This window comes from Oceanobacillus sp. CF4.6 (assembly GCF_051262635.1).
Classification (GTDB): Bacteria; Bacillota; Bacilli; order Bacillales; family Amphibacillaceae; genus Oceanobacillus.
Genome location: NZ_JBIMEX010000001.1, coordinates 20045 through 37800, shown reverse-complemented (window position 1 = coordinate 37800; position 17756 = coordinate 20045). Strand labels below are relative to the sequence as shown.

24 protein-coding genes, 1 other RNA gene and 1 pseudogene are annotated in these 17756 nt (G+C 35.8%); 20 read left to right on the top strand and 6 right to left on the bottom strand.

Features of this window, described 5'->3' with window-relative positions:
• Positions 1 to 5: 5 nt before the first annotated feature.
• Entirely contained in the window at positions 6 to 599 is a 594-nt protein-coding gene (recU, locus tag ACHABU_RS00230; protein WP_435761071.1) for a Holliday junction resolvase RecU, read from the bottom strand.
• A 115-nt stretch (positions 600 to 714) separates the two neighbouring features.
• On the opposite strand from recU, the gene ACHABU_RS00225 reads away from it, so the two are divergent.
• Positions 715 to 1680, top strand: a complete 966-nt coding sequence (locus tag ACHABU_RS00225; protein ID WP_435761069.1) for a DUF2515 family protein — start codon at positions 715 to 717, stop codon at positions 1678 to 1680.
• A gap of 32 nt (positions 1681 to 1712) precedes the next feature.
• Here the strand turns inward: ACHABU_RS00225 and ACHABU_RS00220 are convergent, their stop codons facing one another.
• Positions 1713 to 1823 (bottom strand): spore protein, encoded by a 111-nt coding sequence (locus tag ACHABU_RS00220; RefSeq protein ID WP_379495464.1) that lies wholly within the window; start codon positions 1821 to 1823, stop codon positions 1713 to 1715.
• A gap of 159 nt (positions 1824 to 1982) precedes the next feature.
• Here ACHABU_RS00220 and ACHABU_RS00215 point away from each other — a divergent pair, with 159 nt between their 5' ends.
• From ACHABU_RS00215 to ACHABU_RS00175, 9 genes and pseudogenes are all read left to right on the top strand, one after another.
• Positions 1983 to 2192, top strand: coding sequence for a hypothetical protein (locus ACHABU_RS00215; RefSeq protein WP_435761067.1), 210 nt, complete (start codon positions 1983 to 1985; stop codon positions 2190 to 2192).
• Between the two features lie 75 nt (positions 2193 to 2267).
• On the top strand, positions 2268 to 2621 hold the full coding sequence (locus ACHABU_RS00210) for a DUF1798 family protein (protein WP_435761065.1): 354 nt from the start codon (positions 2268 to 2270) through the stop codon (positions 2619 to 2621).
• Between the two features lie 50 nt (positions 2622 to 2671).
• A pseudogene (locus tag ACHABU_RS00205) lies at positions 2672 to 3100 on the top strand (cytidine deaminase); the annotation flags it as partial.
• A 216-nt stretch (positions 3101 to 3316) separates the two neighbouring features.
• Positions 3317 to 3625 (top strand): cell division regulator GpsB, encoded by a 309-nt coding sequence (gpsB, locus tag ACHABU_RS00200; RefSeq protein WP_435761063.1) that lies wholly within the window; start codon positions 3317 to 3319, stop codon positions 3623 to 3625.
• A 77-nt stretch (positions 3626 to 3702) separates the two neighbouring features.
• Positions 3703 to 4072, top strand: an RNA gene (rnpB, locus tag ACHABU_RS00195) — RNase P RNA component class B.
• 209 nt (positions 4073 to 4281) lie between these two features.
• The gene (locus ACHABU_RS00190; RefSeq protein WP_435761061.1) at positions 4282 to 5418 is read left to right on the top strand and encodes a THUMP domain-containing class I SAM-dependent RNA methyltransferase; all 1137 of its coding nucleotides are present in this window, start codon (positions 4282 to 4284) and stop codon (positions 5416 to 5418) included.
• A gap of 2 nt (positions 5419 to 5420) precedes the next feature.
• Positions 5421 to 6920, top strand: coding sequence for a carboxypeptidase M32 (locus ACHABU_RS00185; RefSeq protein ID WP_435761059.1), 1500 nt, complete (start codon positions 5421 to 5423; stop codon positions 6918 to 6920).
• Positions 6921 to 6973: 53 nt separating this feature from the next.
• On the top strand, positions 6974 to 8065 hold the full coding sequence (locus ACHABU_RS00180; protein WP_435761057.1) for a type III polyketide synthase: 1092 nt from the start codon (positions 6974 to 6976) through the stop codon (positions 8063 to 8065).
• Positions 8065 to 8601: an isoprenylcysteine carboxyl methyltransferase family protein gene (locus tag ACHABU_RS00175; protein WP_435761055.1), complete on the top strand. Its 537-nt coding sequence runs from the start codon at positions 8065 to 8067 to the stop codon at positions 8599 to 8601. Before ACHABU_RS00180 ends, ACHABU_RS00175 begins: the two co-directional genes overlap by 1 nt.
• A 24-nt stretch (positions 8602 to 8625) precedes the next feature.
• On the opposite strand, the gene ACHABU_RS00170 is transcribed toward ACHABU_RS00175, so the two are convergent.
• The 4 genes from ACHABU_RS00170 to ACHABU_RS00155 all read right to left on the bottom strand — a co-directional run bounded on the left by ACHABU_RS00170 (position 8626) and on the right by ACHABU_RS00155 (position 11575).
• Positions 8626 to 10236 carry a b(o/a)3-type cytochrome-c oxidase subunit 1 gene (locus tag ACHABU_RS00170; protein WP_435762312.1) on the bottom strand — a complete coding sequence of 537 codons (1611 nt, stop codon included), beginning with the start codon at positions 10234 to 10236 and terminating at the stop codon, positions 8626 to 8628.
• 80 nt (positions 10237 to 10316) lie between these two features.
• Entirely contained in the window at positions 10317 to 10820 is a 504-nt protein-coding gene (locus ACHABU_RS00165) for a cytochrome B5 (protein ID WP_435761053.1), read from the bottom strand.
• Positions 10821 to 10849: 29 nt separating this feature from the next.
• On the bottom strand, positions 10850 to 10987 hold the full coding sequence (locus ACHABU_RS00160) for a cytochrome c oxidase subunit 2A (protein WP_435761051.1): 138 nt from the start codon (positions 10985 to 10987) through the stop codon (positions 10850 to 10852).
• A gap of 387 nt (positions 10988 to 11374) precedes the next feature.
• On the bottom strand, positions 11375 to 11575 hold the full coding sequence (locus ACHABU_RS00155) for a cold-shock protein (RefSeq protein ID WP_087971491.1): 201 nt from the start codon (positions 11573 to 11575) through the stop codon (positions 11375 to 11377).
• Between the two features lie 302 nt (positions 11576 to 11877).
• Here ACHABU_RS00155 and ACHABU_RS00150 point away from each other — a divergent pair, with 302 nt between their 5' ends.
• The 10 genes from ACHABU_RS00150 to ACHABU_RS00105 all read left to right on the top strand — a co-directional run bounded on the left by ACHABU_RS00150 (position 11878) and on the right by ACHABU_RS00105 (position 17742).
• Positions 11878 to 12468 (top strand): HD domain-containing protein, encoded by a 591-nt coding sequence (locus ACHABU_RS00150; protein ID WP_435761049.1) that lies wholly within the window; start codon positions 11878 to 11880, stop codon positions 12466 to 12468.
• 93 nt (positions 12469 to 12561) lie between these two features.
• A complete protein-coding gene (locus tag ACHABU_RS00145; RefSeq protein WP_435761047.1) occupies positions 12562 to 13518 on the top strand; it encodes a thymidylate synthase in 957 nt (318 codons plus the stop codon).
• A 29-nt stretch (positions 13519 to 13547) separates the two neighbouring features.
• Positions 13548 to 14036: a dihydrofolate reductase gene (locus ACHABU_RS00140; RefSeq protein WP_435761045.1), complete on the top strand. Its 489-nt coding sequence runs from the start codon at positions 13548 to 13550 to the stop codon at positions 14034 to 14036.
• Positions 14037 to 14142: 106 nt separating this feature from the next.
• Entirely contained in the window at positions 14143 to 14361 is a 219-nt protein-coding gene (gene tatA, locus ACHABU_RS00135) for a twin-arginine translocase TatA/TatE family subunit (protein ID WP_435761043.1), read from the top strand.
• A 19-nt stretch (positions 14362 to 14380) separates the two neighbouring features.
• Positions 14381 to 14557, top strand: a complete 177-nt coding sequence (locus ACHABU_RS00130) for a twin-arginine translocase TatA/TatE family subunit (protein ID WP_435761041.1) — start codon at positions 14381 to 14383, stop codon at positions 14555 to 14557.
• Positions 14558 to 14636: 79 nt separating this feature from the next.
• Complete coding sequence (gene tatC / locus ACHABU_RS00125; protein WP_435761039.1) at positions 14637 to 15398, top strand: twin-arginine translocase subunit TatC; 762 nt, start codon at positions 14637 to 14639, stop codon at positions 15396 to 15398.
• 15 nt (positions 15399 to 15413) lie between these two features.
• Positions 15414 to 15629 (top strand): YozE family protein, encoded by a 216-nt coding sequence (locus tag ACHABU_RS00120; RefSeq protein WP_435761037.1) that lies wholly within the window; start codon positions 15414 to 15416, stop codon positions 15627 to 15629.
• 303 nt (positions 15630 to 15932) lie between these two features.
• On the top strand, positions 15933 to 16343 hold the full coding sequence (gene vrrA, locus ACHABU_RS00115) for a VrrA/YqfQ family protein (RefSeq protein ID WP_435761035.1): 411 nt from the start codon (positions 15933 to 15935) through the stop codon (positions 16341 to 16343).
• A 172-nt stretch (positions 16344 to 16515) separates the two neighbouring features.
• On the top strand, positions 16516 to 17475 hold the full coding sequence (gene msrB, locus ACHABU_RS00110) for a peptide-methionine (R)-S-oxide reductase MsrB (RefSeq protein WP_435761033.1): 960 nt from the start codon (positions 16516 to 16518) through the stop codon (positions 17473 to 17475).
• Between the two features lie 54 nt (positions 17476 to 17529).
• Positions 17530 to 17742: a DUF6501 family protein gene (locus tag ACHABU_RS00105; RefSeq protein WP_435762310.1), complete on the top strand. Its 213-nt coding sequence runs from the start codon at positions 17530 to 17532 to the stop codon at positions 17740 to 17742.
• Positions 17743 to 17756 lie beyond the last annotated feature (14 nt).

The window sequence follows — 17756 nt, the reverse complement described above, 5'->3', positions numbered from 1 at the left end:
CGTCTCTAAAAATAAAGCTTATCTATGATTGATAAATAATCGACTCTTGTCTGATATTGAAAGGGAATAAGAAAACTGTTCTGTTTTACCTGCTCATAAGAAATGGACTTTTTTCCACCATTCAATTTGTCGTTCCAAAATGAAAAAAGTTTCTCTGTTTCCATGAAATATGTCTCATCATAAGCAGCAAAACGTATGATCATAAAACTGACTCCACCATGTCCAATAATAGATTCCATATGACTGATCTGATGATCATGAATATTAGCTAGAGGAAAAAGCGTCTTATTCTTTGTTTCTTTGGCTTCAAAATCAATATATTTACCACGATACAAGCCATTATAATCCGTTGTTGAAGCTTGTTTGAAATATGCTTCTGTAATAACTGCAGCACTACGTTTTGGATAGTTCACGTTTACGATTTGTACCGGGGTTGGCTTTTTATGAATAACCGCTTTATTTGTATCCAAATAAAATTGATTCGTTATATTTATGTCTTCCTCTAAAGTCATTCCCCGATTACTGAAAGTCTTAGATTCCTTTCCTGACGATCTCTTCCTGACTGGCAAAGTTTTTCTTTGTCCATTTGGATAGTTCAAAAGATTTCCCTCCCAGCATAATACAGTATGATATCAGAAAAAAAGGTAAATGATAACTTTTAACTGTACTGCATGCGTATCCTATTATTCCAAAAAGAAAGAACGTGTCAGATCTATGATTACGAATAAACAACAACACCTCTTACATTATATAACAAATCAGACCACAGCACATAATACTGACAATATCGCGAGAACAAAAGCTTATCAAATGTTTTATTTGAAATACCCTGAGATTAAATGGGCATTGATTGCCAGTATCGTGTCCAGAAATGCAGGCTGGAACATGACTGATTTATGTTTACCCCCATTCCAGGGGATATTAAGCAAAAAAGAAAGAAACCGTTTATTCATGACTTACGAAAGAGCTAATTGGTTAATTTTTTCTGATGCCTATCCTCAGTTGCTGATCTATCGTTTTTCTAAAGACTTCAATCAACCATTGTTCCATTTGCTTTCTGAATTCAATGTTTCCACCTTTATGATTAATGAATGGTATTATTTCTGGAAATCACGTGACTTGGACAGATTGGTAAATTCTTTAATTATCAATGAACAAAATCTCATACAAATACCTGTTATTGACCAACCTTTCTTTAAAACGCATGTATTCGAAGCCAGTCCCTATAAATTACAAAACATTTTATTTATGAATGCTGTATTGATACCGAATCGTATAGGGAATATTTATGGATTTTTTGTACATGCTTTCACAAACGTGGACAACAGAATAGAGGTGGGTAAAAAAATAGCTGCGCTAATCAATATACCCACCATTCACCATGAATTGCTTGACTTTATAAATTCTGTTGAACCCACCGGCTCTCGTCATGAATATGAACAATTTTTAAATCTAAACCTAGCAAGAAGTTCGATGTTAAGAGATATCTATCCAGTGGTTACCCATCAAGATATAATTCGAAATGATTGGTATAAAAGGGGGGGTATGAAAACAAAATGGCTTAAAAAACCCAACCTATCCGCTAAGTTGGAAATAGGGAAATCCTTTTACGTTAAAAGGAAGTTATTATTTGCTTACTATCATATTAAAAAAATTTGTAAAAAGGATTTGTACCAGTAACCACCAGTACAAATCCTTTTACTTTGGAAAATTTATGTGGATGGACGGTTTGGACCATTAAGTTTCTTATCACCAGTTCTTAAAGATTTTGCTTTACGGTCTGTTGTGCTGCTTTGTTGTCTTTCTTTTTTTGACTGTTTCAATCGAAACACCTCCTTTTTTTTAGTTTGTCTAATTTCGGACAAAAGATAAGTAATTACACTAGTTTTGTACAATTACTTCTAGTTTTGTCGAACGGGAAGGAGAGTCTAAAGGATCCGGCGAATTATTTATATACCAAATAAATATTAGGGGTGATAAACATGTCAGCAATCCTGGACGAAATGGAAATGGAAAAGAACGGTATCAGCATCGACGAGGCAAAATTGACCATACAGGAAATGACGGATCAACTACTCCTTATCGACCAGAAGTTAAAAATAAACGTCGATAGAGAAGTATGGTTACATTTTCAAAATGAAATTCACCAAATCGATCACACTAAAAATGCTATTGAAAAAATAACACGCTAATCAGATGCCTTTTGATTATAATAATGATAAAGTAGTATATATCGATTTACTACTATACAAAGGCGGATAACATATATGGAACTAAGCAGTCAAACAGATTTATTAAAAAGACATCTAATTCAATTAAAAGATATTTTCGAGAAAAACGAACCCCCTGAAAGTACAAAAGATAAGGATTTCTTTCTGAAAGTAAAAGATGAAACGATGCCTGTTTATGAACTTTTGGAAAAATGGGAAGAAACAGCATTGAAAGTCGTTAAAGAAAGAAAGGCTAACGTACATCCACAGCAAATAACCTCCACAAAGGAGAATATGGAATTAGTCTTATTACACAGCTATTATGTGGATGCACGAAGAAAGCGCTATATGGAATTGCACAATTCCATACTGTATGTATTTGACTTGCTTTTAGGAGACATTAGACCTTAAGTACTGCTACAGAGCTTTACAATAATTCTTATTTCTCTTATAATTACCAGCACAAACTTAAAAGGGTGAAAAGAGCGATGAAAACAGATCATTTAATCGAAGAAGCAATTAAAATTATGAATCATGCATATGCTCCATACTCAAAGTTTCAAGTCGGAGCTGCATTATTGACTAAGTCAGGTAAGGTTTATACTGGATGCAATATTGAAAATGCTGCATATCCTGTTTCATGCTGTGCAGAACGTGTTGCTATATTTAAAGCAATATCTGAAGGGGAAACAGAATTTCAGGAGCTTGCCGTTGCGGCAGATACTTCAAGACCCGTACCCCCATGTGGTTCTTGTCGTCAAGTAATGAGTGAGTTTTTCCCTAAGACCATGAATATACATTTGACCAATCTTACTAATGAAACAAAATCATTCACAATGGAAGAACTGCTTCCGTTTTCATTTGATTCGGAAGATTTATTAGGCAGCTGAATGAATCATAGGATTCTATTACCTACCTGTTGGGGCGTAGAAACCTCCCTTTGTTATTAAGAATCTTTAATATTAACAAGGAGACTGATATTCAGTTTCCTTTTTTATGATATAATAAAGAATAATTGGTACTAGAAATTAATTTGAATAATAAACTTAAAATTGACCATGAGTAAAATTTAAACATAGTATAAGTGAAAATGATGAGGTGAAGAGATGAGTTTGAATCGCGTTCAACTAAGTGGAAAAGATATTTTAGAGAAAGATTTTAAAACAGGTATGAGAGGTTACAATCAGGAAGAGGTTGATGAATTTCTGGATGCTGTCATACAGGATTATGACATATTTAAGCAGGAAATAGAAAGGCTACAGGCTGAGAATGAAAAACTGAAAAAAAATACTGCAGAACAACCAAGAACAAGAGCCCCACAACCAAATACACAGGTCAACTATGATGTGTTAAAACGTCTGTCCAATTTGGAAAAAGCTGTTTTCGGTAAGAAATTCGCTGATTCAGCGGAATAAATACACTTGTTCTGCCAATTTTTAACATCGATTGATAAAACGACAAAATTATGATATGATTATAAAACATTACTTAAATGCTCAAGTAATCGCTGCATGTATTTGCAGAGGAAAGTCCATGCTCGCACAAACTGAGATGTTTGTAGTGTTCGTGCTTGATGAATTCATAAGTCAAGGTAGCTTTAAGCTAACGGCAGAAGACTTCCTAAGTCTCTTTGATAAGGAACGATTCTTGAAAGTGCCACAGTGACGTAGCTGAATGGAAACATTTCAGGTGGAACGGGTAAACCCCACGAGTGAGCAACCCAAATTAATGGTAGGGGCATCCTTTAGTAGGGAATTCAACCGAACAAGGGACAAGTTATTGCTTGTAGATAGATGATTACAGCCGGAGTACGAGGCCGACCACCGTTTGCAGTACAAAGGCACAGAACATGGCTTATCGAGCATTTAATGGTCTTTAATATGAAACTAAGAACCTTTCTTTGTCAAGAATGACATATGGAAAGGTTTTTTTATTTGCTTAGGTTTATCATTTTAATGAATACTACAGATATATTAGGATCAATCCACACCGTTAGTCGGCACTTCCGCTTTTGTTTGCGCAATTTAATATGGTAAACTAAAACTAATTTTAATTCGAAGGGAATAATTCAATGCGTAAAGTAACATTAATCGCAACTACTGCGATGGGTTTGGAATCAGTAGTTGCACAGGAAGTTAAATCATTAGGGTATGAAGTAACAGTAGACAATGGAAAGGTTATTTTTGAAGCACCAGTATCAGCAATCCCCAGATGTAATCTTTGGCTTCGAACGGCTGATCGAATTAAAGTAGTTGTAGGTCAGTTTAAGGCTTTCACATTTGATGAGCTTTTTGAAGCGACAAAAGCATTACCATGGGAAGAATACATTTCTGAAGATGGTCAATTCCCTGTCTCCGGAAAATCTATAAAATCCAAGCTTTTCAGTGTTTCGGATTGTCAGGCAATCGTGAAGAAATCAATTGCAGAAAGATTAAAGCTGAAATATGGCCTTGCCACTAAGATGCCTGAGACGGGGGCATTATACAAAACAGAAGTTGCTTTGCTTAAAGATGTCGTAACTCTGACACTGGATACGTCCGGTGCTGGACTCCACAAACGGGGATACCGTGTTGGACAAGGGGAAGCTCCATTAAAAGAAACATTGGCTGCTGCTCTTGTTATGCTTACAAACTGGAAGCCGGAGTACCCATTTGTGGACCCATTCTGTGGTTCAGGAACATTAGCCATTGAAGCAGCATTAATCGGTCAAAATATTGCGCCAGGCTTCAATCGTGAATTTGCATCAGAGGATTGGACATTTATTAAACGAAAGTTATGGGACGATGCATTTCAGGAAGCAGAAGACAATGCAAATTATGATCAAAAACTTGATATAACTGGTTCAGACATCGACCATAATATGATAGAAATAGCTACTGATAATGCTACGGAAGCCGGGCTTGGCGATCTTATTTCGTGGAAACAAATGCAAGTAAGTGATTTATTTATCCGCCGGGACAACGGTTATGTGGTAAGTAATCCTCCTTATGGTCAGCGTATAGGTGATAAAGATGCAGTAGCAAAAATGTATAGTGAACTGGGAAGCGTGATGAATGACCATCCTTCATGGAGTGTCTATATCATTACAGCCTTTGATGCATTTGAGAAACACTATGGCCAACAGGCAACAAAAAAGCGCAAATTATTTAATGGTTTTATAGAAACGAATTACTATCAGTATTTCGGAAAAAAAATCAGGGAGGAATAAACTTGGAAAACACATATCTTAACGAGAAAGATTTTAAAATTCTATTAAATGAACTTAATGCTTATCGTGAAACGCTTACATTAGCGCAATGGGATATGCGTACAAAAATTCCGAGAAAAGCTGTTGCACAGAGAACAGAGGTAGTTGGATTTCTTGCAGACAAACAGCATCAATTGGAAACCTCAGAAAAAATGAAGTTCTTTATTGATGTATTAAAAGATAAAACAGAGGATCCTATCATCCAGAAAATTGTTGAGGAATGCGAAGAGAATTACGAAAGAAACCGTAAAATACCAAATAATGAATACAAAGATTATGTCATGCTTCAGTCTAAATCCGAGGCAATGTGGCAAGAAGCAAGAGAAAAAGATGATTTTTCCTTGTTTCAGCCCTATCTCGAGGAGCTCGTAGATTATAATAAAAGGTTTGCTGACTATTGGGGGTATGAAGATAATGTATACGATGCATTATTACATAATTATGAACCTGGTATGACCACCAAGACACTTGACAATGTATTCCCTAAGTTGAGGGATTCATTAAGTAAACTTGTCGATCAAATTCAAAAAAGTACAGACAAACCAGATGCATCTATATTAAAAGGCCACTTTCCTAAAGAAAATCAAAAATCTTTTACAATCGAGATATTAAGACAGATGGGATATGATTTTGAATCTGGTCGACTTGATGATACCATTCATCCTTTTGCCATCAGTTTGAATTTAAATGATGTACGTATAACAACACGATACGATGAAGAAGATTTCCGCATGGCTGTATTCGGTACCATTCATGAAGGCGGACATGCATTATATGAACAAAACATCAGTAAAAAACTTGCCAATACACCGCTTGCAACTGGAACATCAATGGGTATACATGAATCACAATCCTTATTTTGGGAAAACTTTGTAGGGAGGAGCAAAGATTTCTGGGCTAACCATTTTGAGCTATTTAAGTCATATGCTCCAAAGCATTTGCAAACCATTGACAGGACTGACTTTTATCGCGCAATAAATGAGGTCAAACCTTCGCTAATCCGAATTGAAGCAGACGAACTAACTTATCCGCTACATATTATGGTTCGGTATGAATTAGAGAAGGCATTAATTAATGGAGAAATAAAAGTAAAGGATCTGCCTCATTTATGGAACGAAAAAATGGTCGATTATTTAGGGATTGAACCACCAACAGACCGAGAAGGCGTATTACAGGATATCCACTGGGCAGGAGGAGATTTTGGTTATTTTCCTTCCTATGCATTAGGATATATGTATGCTGCACAGTTTAATCATTTTCTATCTAGAGAAATGAATGTGGGAGAATTGATAGCTGGGGGTAACTTCACAAAGATAAGGCAATGGATGACCGATAATATCCATCAATACGGAAAAACGAAAAAACCGTTGGAGATTCTTAAAAATGTTACAAATGAACCACTCCATCAAAAATATCTTGTTGAATATCTAACTACGAAATATACAGATATATATAATTTATAATATGTGTTGAAATTCACAAGCCAGGGGGAAAATAATTTTAAATAAAGGTGATTATGTTGACCAATATCTGTTCCATTGGATTAGGAATTCCAGAATTCGCTATCGAACAGCAACAAATTAAACAAATCGTTCAAAAAATATTTTCCTATTCTGATAAACAAATTAATCGATTACTACCTGTTTTTGATAATGCGGCAGTGAATAATCGCCAGTTTGTTGTTGACCAATCCTGGTTTCTGAAAGAACATACATTTAAAGAAAAAAATGATCTCTATCAGGAAGCCGCCAAGAGGTATTCACTGGCTGCTATTGATGATTGCCTGCAAAATTTGGATTTCTTGAATAGTGAAATGCCTTATGAAGCAATTGATATGATTATATTCGTATCAAGTACAGGTATTGCAACTCCATCTATGGACGTTCATCTAATGAACGCCAGGCCATTTAGACAGGATATTAATAGAATGCCTTTATGGGGGCTAGGGTGTGCAGGTGGCGCAATTGGAGTATCGCGGGCACATGATTGGTTAACAGCCCACCCCGACAAGACAGTACTTATTGTATGTTGTGAGCTTTGTAGTCTGACATTCCAAAAAGGGGACAGCAAGAAAAGTAATATGGTAGGAACAGCTCTATTTGGAGATGGTGTCAGTGCGGCATTGGCAGTGGGAAGTGAATCACCTTATCTTTCCCTAAGAAAAAAATGTACCCCAAAAGTAATGACAACAAGTTCCTATTTAAAACGTGATAGTGAGAGTGTGATGGGATGGGAAATTAACGATTCCGGTTTTGAAGTTGTCTTTAAAAAAAGTATCCCAGCATTGGTGGATTCCTTTTGGCGGGAGCATGTGATGAAATTCTTGCAAGACACAGCTCTGATGGAGGAAGATATTCATTCCTTTATATCACATCCAGGTGGCAGAAAAGTAATGGAAGCCATGGAAGAAGTTATTCAATGTTCAAAGGATAAATGGAGATACTCTTATCAGGTTTTGGCTGACCATGGAAATATGTCTTCTGCAACGGTATTATATGTTTTGCGGGAATGGTTAAAACAAAATGTTGCCCCAAATGAGAAAAGTATTTTATCTGCTTTAGGTCCAGGTTTTTGTTCTGAATTATTATTACTGGAGTGGAGTAACTGATGTCTGTATATTTGTGGGTGTTGTTAATAATTATTGTACTGCAGCGACTTCTCGAAATGGTGATAGCCAAGAGCAATGAAAAATGGATGAAAGATAGAGGTGCTATTGAAAAGGAAGCAGATCATTACAAATGGTTTATAATCTTACATGTACTCTTTTTTATATCTATTTTGATGGAGAGCTATTTAAAAGATACTTCAAACTGGTCATTGAATTATACATTGCTTGTAATTTTCATTTTAACGCAACTGGTAAGAATCTGGTGTGTTTCTTCGCTTGGAAGGTTTTGGAATACGAAAATAATTATTCTTCCTGGTGCACAACTGGTAAGCAAGGGGCCTTATAAATATGTGAAACACCCTAACTATGTCATCGTAGGAATTGAACTTTTTGTTATTCCTCTTCTTTTTGGAGCACGAATTACAGCAGTCATCTTTCCACTGTTTCATATTTTATTACTTACTGTACGAATTCCAGCAGAAGAACGAGCTTTAACTGAAGTCCTTTCAAAATACAAAAAGGGAAGAGACAGGTAAATAACCTGATTCTTCCCTTTTATATTAGGAATTTCCTATTGGCCAATCGAATGGCGGTGATCCTGGTGGTGAGTTTTGTATAATATCTACAAACGGTATCGTGTATGCAAATAGTATCAATGCAATTGTAATTGCTATCCACAGTTTCCAGTTCTCCAGCCACATAGGAGTCGCTGGTGCATCTTCTTCTTCCTCTGCGATAGGAAATTCCTCTTCGCCCTTAGGAGAGAAAAATGTTAGCTTAATGAAAATATAAACCATTAAGACGATGCCGACGAATAAGATGGTGCCACCAATGGCCTGTGCCATTTGATATGCACCCCATTCAGCAGCTTGTTCCGTACCACCATAGTCAGAGTAGGAAGATCGTCTTGGCGCTCCGAGAAGCCCTTGAATATGCATCGCGCCTGACATAATTGTCATACCAATTGTCCAAATAAACGTTTGAATTATTCCCAAGCGATTAACTTCTTTTGTGAGCGTTCTTCCTGTTAAATGCGGTATAAGCCAATAGGTAATACCGAAGAAGGTTAAAATTACTGTTGTAGCTACGGTTATATGAAAATGTCCGGTTACCCAAATGGTATTATGAATAACTGCGTTCATTTGATGGGACGCATTAATAATTCCTCCAGCTCCACCAGGTATAAATGCTAGCATACCGATAAACGGAGCAAGGAAACGGACATCCTTCCATGGTAAATGTTTCAACCAGCCAAATAAACCTCCAAATCCTTTTCGGCGTCCGGTTATTTCGAATGTAGCAAACATCGAGAATGCGGTCATCAAACTAGGTATAACAACCATAAATGTAAGAACTACTTGGATAAATTTCCAGGTAGGATCAATTCCTGGTTCTGTCAGTTGATGATGGAAACCAACCGGAATGGAGAAGAATAGAAACAAAACAAATGATAATCTTGCCAGCGAATCACTGAATATTTTCCCACCAATAATCTTTGGAATGATTGCATACCATGCCATATAAGCAGGTAACAACCAAAAATATACCAGTGGATGGCCAAAATACCAGAATAATGTTCTGCTTACCAATACATTAATCGTCTCCGCATAACCAAGAGACCATGGAATAAATTGTACAAGTACCGCGATTGCAACTCCTAAAGATGCGATAAACCACATTAACATATTGATGGTTACCATGAAAGCCAATAAAGGTGACTTTTCACCTGGATGTGCTTTTTTCCAAACATATAATTGGCGCCAATTAACAAAACCAGCAACCCAGCTACCAACAATTACAAGAGTCAAACCAATATAAAATAATGGATGAGCCTTTAAAGGTGCATAGAACGTATAGAGAACACTTGCCTTACCAACGAGAATGGTCGCTGCAGTAATCGTAGTTCCAACAGTCATGATCCAAAAAGCAAGCCAGGAAACTTTACGTTGTTTATCTGAAATGCCAACTGTTTTCCCCATTAAAGCATATTGAAAACCAAGAATAAAAAACGTTGTAAGAACGAGAGCAAGAACAACACCATGTAAAGTTAAGATTTGATAATAGCCAATTCCCCATGGTAATGTAAAACTTCCCGATCTAACTAATACTTGAAGAAGTCCCATTAATCCGCCAATAAACAATGAAATAAATGCTACATAAATAAATGACATATACAAGTTGGCTTCTTTTTTACTAATTGCAAGTGGTAATCTGGAATTCTCTTGAAACACATCTAATTTTGGAATAGCCATTATTCATACACCTCCACAGTTGCAAACATCATGTGATGTCCAACACCACAATATTCATTACATAATAGTGTAAACTCTCCAGCTTGATTCATTTCCGTTTCTATACTGCTTATAAATCCAGGTTCTACCATCATATTTACATTCGTTCCGGCTATATTGAAGCCATGTACCACGTCAGGTGTAACTACTTGGAAAAGTACTGTAGCACCTTTTGGTATTTTAATATTCTTAACTGGTTTCCCTTCATCATCAACACCAAGGTCATAATTAAATGCAGTTGCGACAATGTTGACAATATACTTATCATCTTCTACTTTAGTAAGTCCCAGATTTTCAGTCTGAAAAGCTTCATTTGCTTCAATATTTCCTGGGTCAATTATTACACCATGGCTTTGTGGGTGAGTTCCGAGGTAAAAAGCTCCAAACCCAAGAATAGTTAAAAATAAGATTAATGCAGAAATCCCAGATATTAGCCAAATTTTTTCATACTTGTGTAAATGCATGAATGATCACTCCCTTAAAATTTCTTTTATTATCTTGAAATAAATAATACAAAAACAGCAAACCAACTAATAACAATTATTAAACCCAAAATTCCGACTGAAATAAATGTTCCTTTTAAATTCGTTTCACCGTCTGATCCTGCATGCTTTTTCCCATTGCCTTCCATTCGTACCACCCCTTCTTAAAAGTATCGGATACCTTCTATTTTTATCATAACAAAGTACGAATAGAATGAAGTTAAGTTGCAAACGTTTCACATTTTGTTCAATTATATGCATTCAAGTTCCTCTAAAGGTTTTACTAACTTTTTAGTATAAAAAGTATGTGAACAATTTGTGAATAAAGTAGATATTTTATTGACAAATCGTAATAAATTAAAATTATTTCACCAAGGCAGAGAGCGATTGATTCATTAGAAAACTTGGTTGTCACCAAGCTTTTGGGTGACAGCCTTAGTTGCACTTATGCAGTAAGAAAGTAGTTTATACTTTCTTAACTGCCAAAAAAAGCGGAAATCCAGATGGATTTCCGCTTCTACTTATATATTTTATCCTTATCTTTTTACAACATTTGCAGCTTGTGGACCACGTTCTCCATCCACAACTTCAAAAGAAACTTCTTGGCCTTCTTCCAATGACTTGAAACCTTCTTCCTGGATAGCGGAATAATGTACAAATACATCATTTCCTTCGTCCATTTGAATAAATCCGTAACCTTTTTCTGCATTAAACCATTTTACTACTCCATTTTCCATGTAATTCTTCCTCCTAAATAATTCCACGTAAAAGGCGTGTTAATACAAAGTTAGCACAGAATAGATTAAAAAGGGCGGCATCTATTAGAAGTGTAGGATCACGATTGCATCCACTTCTATAGAAGCCGCCCATGTCATTAGTGATTCCGTACATCTTCTTTGCTTAGTATTAATATTATATTATTCATAATGTACAGTCAAGAAAAGGAACGTGTTTTGAACGAATAAACTACACTATTTAACTGAAAAAAATTTACATGGAGGTTATACTGTTTAGAGAAACAAATAGAGGGAGAAATTCTATGATGGAGGATAAACAATTGGCAGCGATTAGGGATTATGCATTTCAACTTTTCAATACTGATGTTACTGGACATGATTTTTTTCATATGGAGCGTGTAGTAAACTTAGTAAAACAGATTGCAAGAGAAGAAAATGCTGACGGATTTATTTGTGAAGCAGCTGCTTGGCTACATGATGTAGGGGATAAAAAACTTTTCAGGAATCCAGCGCAAGCAACAGAAAATATGCATTTATTTTTAGAGTCCATTTCCATGGAAGAATCCCACATTACCATAATTGATACAATCATTAATCGCATTTCTTATCGTACAGGAAGAATTCCGGAAACACTGGAAGGAAAAATAGTTCAAGATGCTGATCGATTGGATGCTATTGGCGCAATTGGAATTGCCAGGACGTTTGCATATGGTGGGGCCAATCATCAAATGATTCATCAACCCGGGGTCACCTTCACATCCATCCAACATTTCTACGATAAGTTATTAAAATTGAAAGATCTGATGCATACCGATACAGCGAAGACCCTTGCAGCGGAGCGACATCAATTTATGGAAAAATTTTTAGAACAATTTAATAAAGAATGGAATTAGCGCAATACTGGATTCATACGTAAGAAAACTTTATAATAAAAACATTCCTATTTGAACGCACATCACGTATATAAATAAGTTAGGAGAGATACGATGCTAAAAAATGAACAAGCTTATCTGGATTTATGCCAGCATATCCTAAATAATGGCTTTAAAAAGGGCGATCGCACCAATACTGGAACACACTCTGTCTTTGGACATCAAATGCGCTTTGACCTGTCAGTTGGCTTCCCGTTACTGACTACAAAGAAAGTTCCTTTTCGACTAGTTGCCAGCGAACTTCTATGGTTTATAAAGGGAGATACAAATATTCGTTATTTACTCGAGAACAGTAATAATATTTGGAATGAATGGGCATTTGAAAAATGGATAAAGAGTGAAAGTTATACCGGACCTGACATGAAGGATTTTGGAATCAGAAGTCAGCGGGATCCGGAATTTAACGAGACGTATCAGGAACAGATGCAACTATTTAAAGAAAACATATTGCAGGATAATTCCTTTGCTGAAGAATTCGGTGATCTTGGATCCGTTTATGGAAAACAATGGCGAAACTGGAAAACCTCACAAAACGATACGATAGATCAGCTAAAAGAAGTGATTGAATCCATTCAAACGAATCCTGACTCACGCAGACATATTGTTTCTGCATGGAATCCAGAAGATGTACCAAATATGGCTCTTCCTCCATGTCACACATTATTTCAATTCTATGTAGCGGATGGGAGATTATCCTGTCAACTCTACCAGCGTAGTGCTGATGTCTTTCTTGGAGTACCTTTTAACATTGCAAGTTACGCATTGTTAACCCATCTAATTGCACATGAATGCAATTTGGAAGTTGGGGAATTTGTGCATACGTTCGGTGATGCGCATATTTATTCCAATCATGTAGAGCAAGTAGGAACACAGTTAAAAAGGGATTTACGGCCATTACCAAAGCTAAACATTAATAAGCAAAAATCATCTATATTTGATTTTGATCTTACTGATTTTGAAATAGTTGATTATCATCCTCATCCAAGTATTAAAGCACCAATCGCAGTTTAACCATATAAGTACCGATAGGAGCGGAAACAATGATTTCATTATTAGTTGCAATGGATAAGAATCATGTTATAGGTTTGAATAATGGCATGCCGTGGCGTTTACCAAAAGATTTACGATTTTTTAAAGAAAAGACTACAGGAAATACAATAATCATGGGAAGAAAAACATACAACTCTATGGGTGGAGCACTACCTAATCGTGAAAATGTTGTGTTGACTAGAAGCAAATTGGAGATTCCGGAGAATGTTGAAGTCATTGACCAACTTCAAATCATTACAGAGTGGAATACAAATCATCCCGAAAAGGAATATTTTATTATCGGTGGAGGAAACATATTTAATCAAGTGATTGATATAGCCGATCGAATGTATATTACCTGGATTGATGAGTCGTTTGAGGGAGACACGTATTTTCCGACTTTTACAGAAGATGAGTGGCATTTAACTTCGAAAGTAAAAGGGGAGAGGAACGATACAAATCCCTATGACTATTACTTTTTACAATATGACCGTAAATAACTTGTTTAGTAAAAGAAAAACATGGTATTATATAGTTGTACGATACGATATATAAAGCAAAGTAATACAATAAATTAAGTAGACTATTTATGAAGAAGGTGTACATATGTTGGCAAATATTGGGGTGCCAGGATTAATATTAGTCCTATTGCTCGCATTAATTATATTCGGACCGAAAAAACTGCCTGAGATTGGTAAAGCAGCAGGACAAACATTAAGAGAATTTAAAGATTCCACACGTAGTTTGACTGACGATGCAACTACCGAGATCAACGATGTGAAGGCTATCGTCCAAGGAGATAATAAAAAAGAAGAAGCTAAATAACCTTTCGGAGTGATACGGTATGTTCAGCAACATTGGAATTCCTGGATTAATACTTATTCTCATCGTTGCTTTGATTGTATTTGGACCATCAAAATTGCCTGAAATTGGCAAAGCCCTTGGAAGTTCATTACGCGAATTCAAAAATGCAACACGAGATATTGTTAGTGATGCAGACGATAAAAATAAAAACGTATAAAAATATTTTGATTGAAAATGGAGGTGTAGGGTTATTCCTTACATCTTCTTTTGTGCTATTCATAGGGGAGTGTTCTAGAATGTCAGAAGATCAGCAACAAATTGAAAGTGAAAAGGATATGAACCTGGTTGGTCATTTATCGGAACTAAGAAATCGGCTGATTGTAACTGCTGTTTTCTTCGTTTTATTTTTTATTGTAGGTTTTATCTATGTCAAAGATATTTATTGGTTTTTCGTTAATGGCATTGATCTTGAATTAACAGCAATTAGCCCAACTGAAATCATATGGATTTATTTCACCATGGCTGGCCTTGTAGCTATAGTAGGTACAATTCCCATCTTAGCTTATCAGGTATGGGCTTTTATTAAACCGGGCTTAACTAAGCATGAAAGAAAATCATCCTTGTCTTACATTCCAGCATTGTTTCTATTATTCATCCTAGGATTAGTTTTTGGCTATGTCGTATTTATATACTTAATTATGCCTTTTCTACTCTCGTTAAACGATGATATGTTTAACATTATGTTTACAGTAGATCGCTATTTCAAATTTCTACTCCGGGTTACACTGCCGTTTGCAGTGTTGTTTGAATTACCAATTATTGCTATGTTCCTAACAAGTTTAGGAATCATAACTCCTGACTTCATGATTAAAAATAGAAAATATGCATACTTTATACTAATTGTTATTGGTGTTCTAATTACACCGCCAGATTTTGTTTTGCAAATTGTTGTAGCCGTACCTCTAATCATTCTATTTGAAATCAGTATTCAGTTATCTAAAGTTGTCTACCGAAAAAAATTAAAAAAGCATGAAGAATTTCTGGAAAATGAAGGTTAAAAATGAGGTGTAGTAATGCGTTCCTTCTATCTTTTTTTAATGACTTATCGTGGAAAGATAAAGCCTGATGAAAAATCATTACTTGCTGACTGGGCGTTTCAGGATCATAATTTCCCAAAGCAATCTACTAACTATGATGAAATCAGTAATTATTTAGAGTGGAATAGTCCTTTTCCAAATGCATTAAACGTATATGATGAGATTTGGGAAACTTATCAAACCACTGAATAATATAAAACGGCCATGGAAGAATAATTCCATGGCCGTTTTTTAACCTATTCGAGTCCATTATAATAAGGGAAATAAATTCAAACAAACGTTTGATCAATTAACTGATTATTATTTTATCTAATCTGCATAGTTTACATAAAGCGACATAATTCTCGATAAATCAGGACGGTAAGATAAGGATTTTGTTGATTCCTGCGGTTGCCCGGGAAATATATCCTCTTATGTATATTATTTGCCTACACGTAAATCCATTCGAGGCGTAAACTAATGTTAGATGATTTATAAATGTAGAGGGGGATATGTATGGTATTTTCACCGCGACAACAAAGTCGGCACCCATACCCAACGGAGAGAAATTCGAGGAATATTCGGAATGCCAGAAATGACATGCAACCATCCCGATTGATAACTAAATCTCTCGGGACCAAAAGTGTAAGCGGAATTACTAAAACATTGGATAGTGTTCAGCAAGTTTTAAACATCGTTCAGTCAAGCACCCCTTATATTCAGGAATATGGACCAATGATAAAAAATCTTCCTGCTATGTACAGAATGATGAAAGCTTTTAAAGAAATTGAAAGCAGTGATGAGGGTAGCGGTAGTGAAGCATCATATAAGGAAGAGGAAAAGGAAAATAAAAAAGAGCCTGTGGTAGTAAAAAAACAAAAAAGAACGCAAGCAATAGGGGAGTCTAAACCGAAGCTTTTTATATAATTTTCCCTGAGTTAAGTCGGACTACTTGATTTTTAGCAGCAAAAAAGGAAAAATAGAGAGTAGAATACGAACTATTCATTTGCTGAATTGTATTCTCTTCTGTAACATAATGGAAAGAATGAGCATTCTATTGTTCACTGATAATAAAACGAATAGGACTGGAGGAATTTTCATGTCTCAAAATATTGAAACAGCGACATTTGCCGGAGGATGCTTTTGGTGTATGGTGGAACCTTTTGATCAGCGCCCAGGAATCGAAAGCGTGATTTCTGGTTATACTGGGGGTCATGTTGAAAATCCAACATATGAAGAAGTTTGCTCCAACACAACAGGACATGTGGAAGCAGTAAAAATTACCTTTGATTCAACCATCATGTCCTATGAGCAATTGTTAAATACGTTCTGGCAGCAAATCGATCCAACTGATCCTGGTGGCCAGTTTAATGATAGGGGAGAATCCTATCAAACTGCAATCTTCTATCATACAGAACAACAAAAACAGATTGCAGAAAACGCTAAACAAGCGTTGGGGGCAAGCGGAAAGTTTTCTAAGCCGATTGCAACCCAAATCTTGCAAGCAAAGACTTTCTATCCAGCAGAGGAAAATCATCAGGATTATTATAAGAAACAATCGTTTCATTATCGATTGTATAAAAAGGGATCAGGTAGAGAGGACTTCATAAAAAATACGTGGCAAGGTAAAGTCGATAAGTCCGAATTAAAGAAGAAACTCACTCCAATTCAATATCATGTGACCCAGGAGAATGGAACGGAGAGACCTTTCCAAAACGAATACTGGAATAATGATAAAGAAGGAATCTACGTTGATATTGTTTCTGGCGAAGTTTTGTTTTCTTCAAAGGATCAATATGATGCTGGATGTGGGTGGCCAAGCTTTACCAAGCCCCTTGACCCTTATCAAGTTGAAGATCAAACAGACAAGACTCATGGGATGGTCCGTACTGAAATTAGAAGCAATAGTTCAGACTCACATCTAGGACATGTTTTTGAAGATGGACCGGCAGAAGCTGGTGGGTTACGATATTGCATGAATTCTGCTGCAATGCGTTTTATACCCAAAGAAGAAATGAAAGAAAAAGGGTATGAAAACTATTTATATCTATTTAAATAAATGTGATTGACCATAACAATATTATGTAAACTAACTAAAGTGAGGAAATTAATGATGATTCATTTAGACTGGGAAAATAGAGAAACCAGGAAGCAAATCGAATGTGTTCACGCAAACGCCAAGAAATTTATTGTTGATAATAAGCTTACTCCAGGAAAAAGGTATGATGTGAAAAATGAAACCGACGAATTTTACTTTATTATCGATAATAGCGAACGGATTGCTGGGTTTAGGAAAGATTATTTTAAAGAAGTAAATAAAAAATAACAGGATAACTCCTG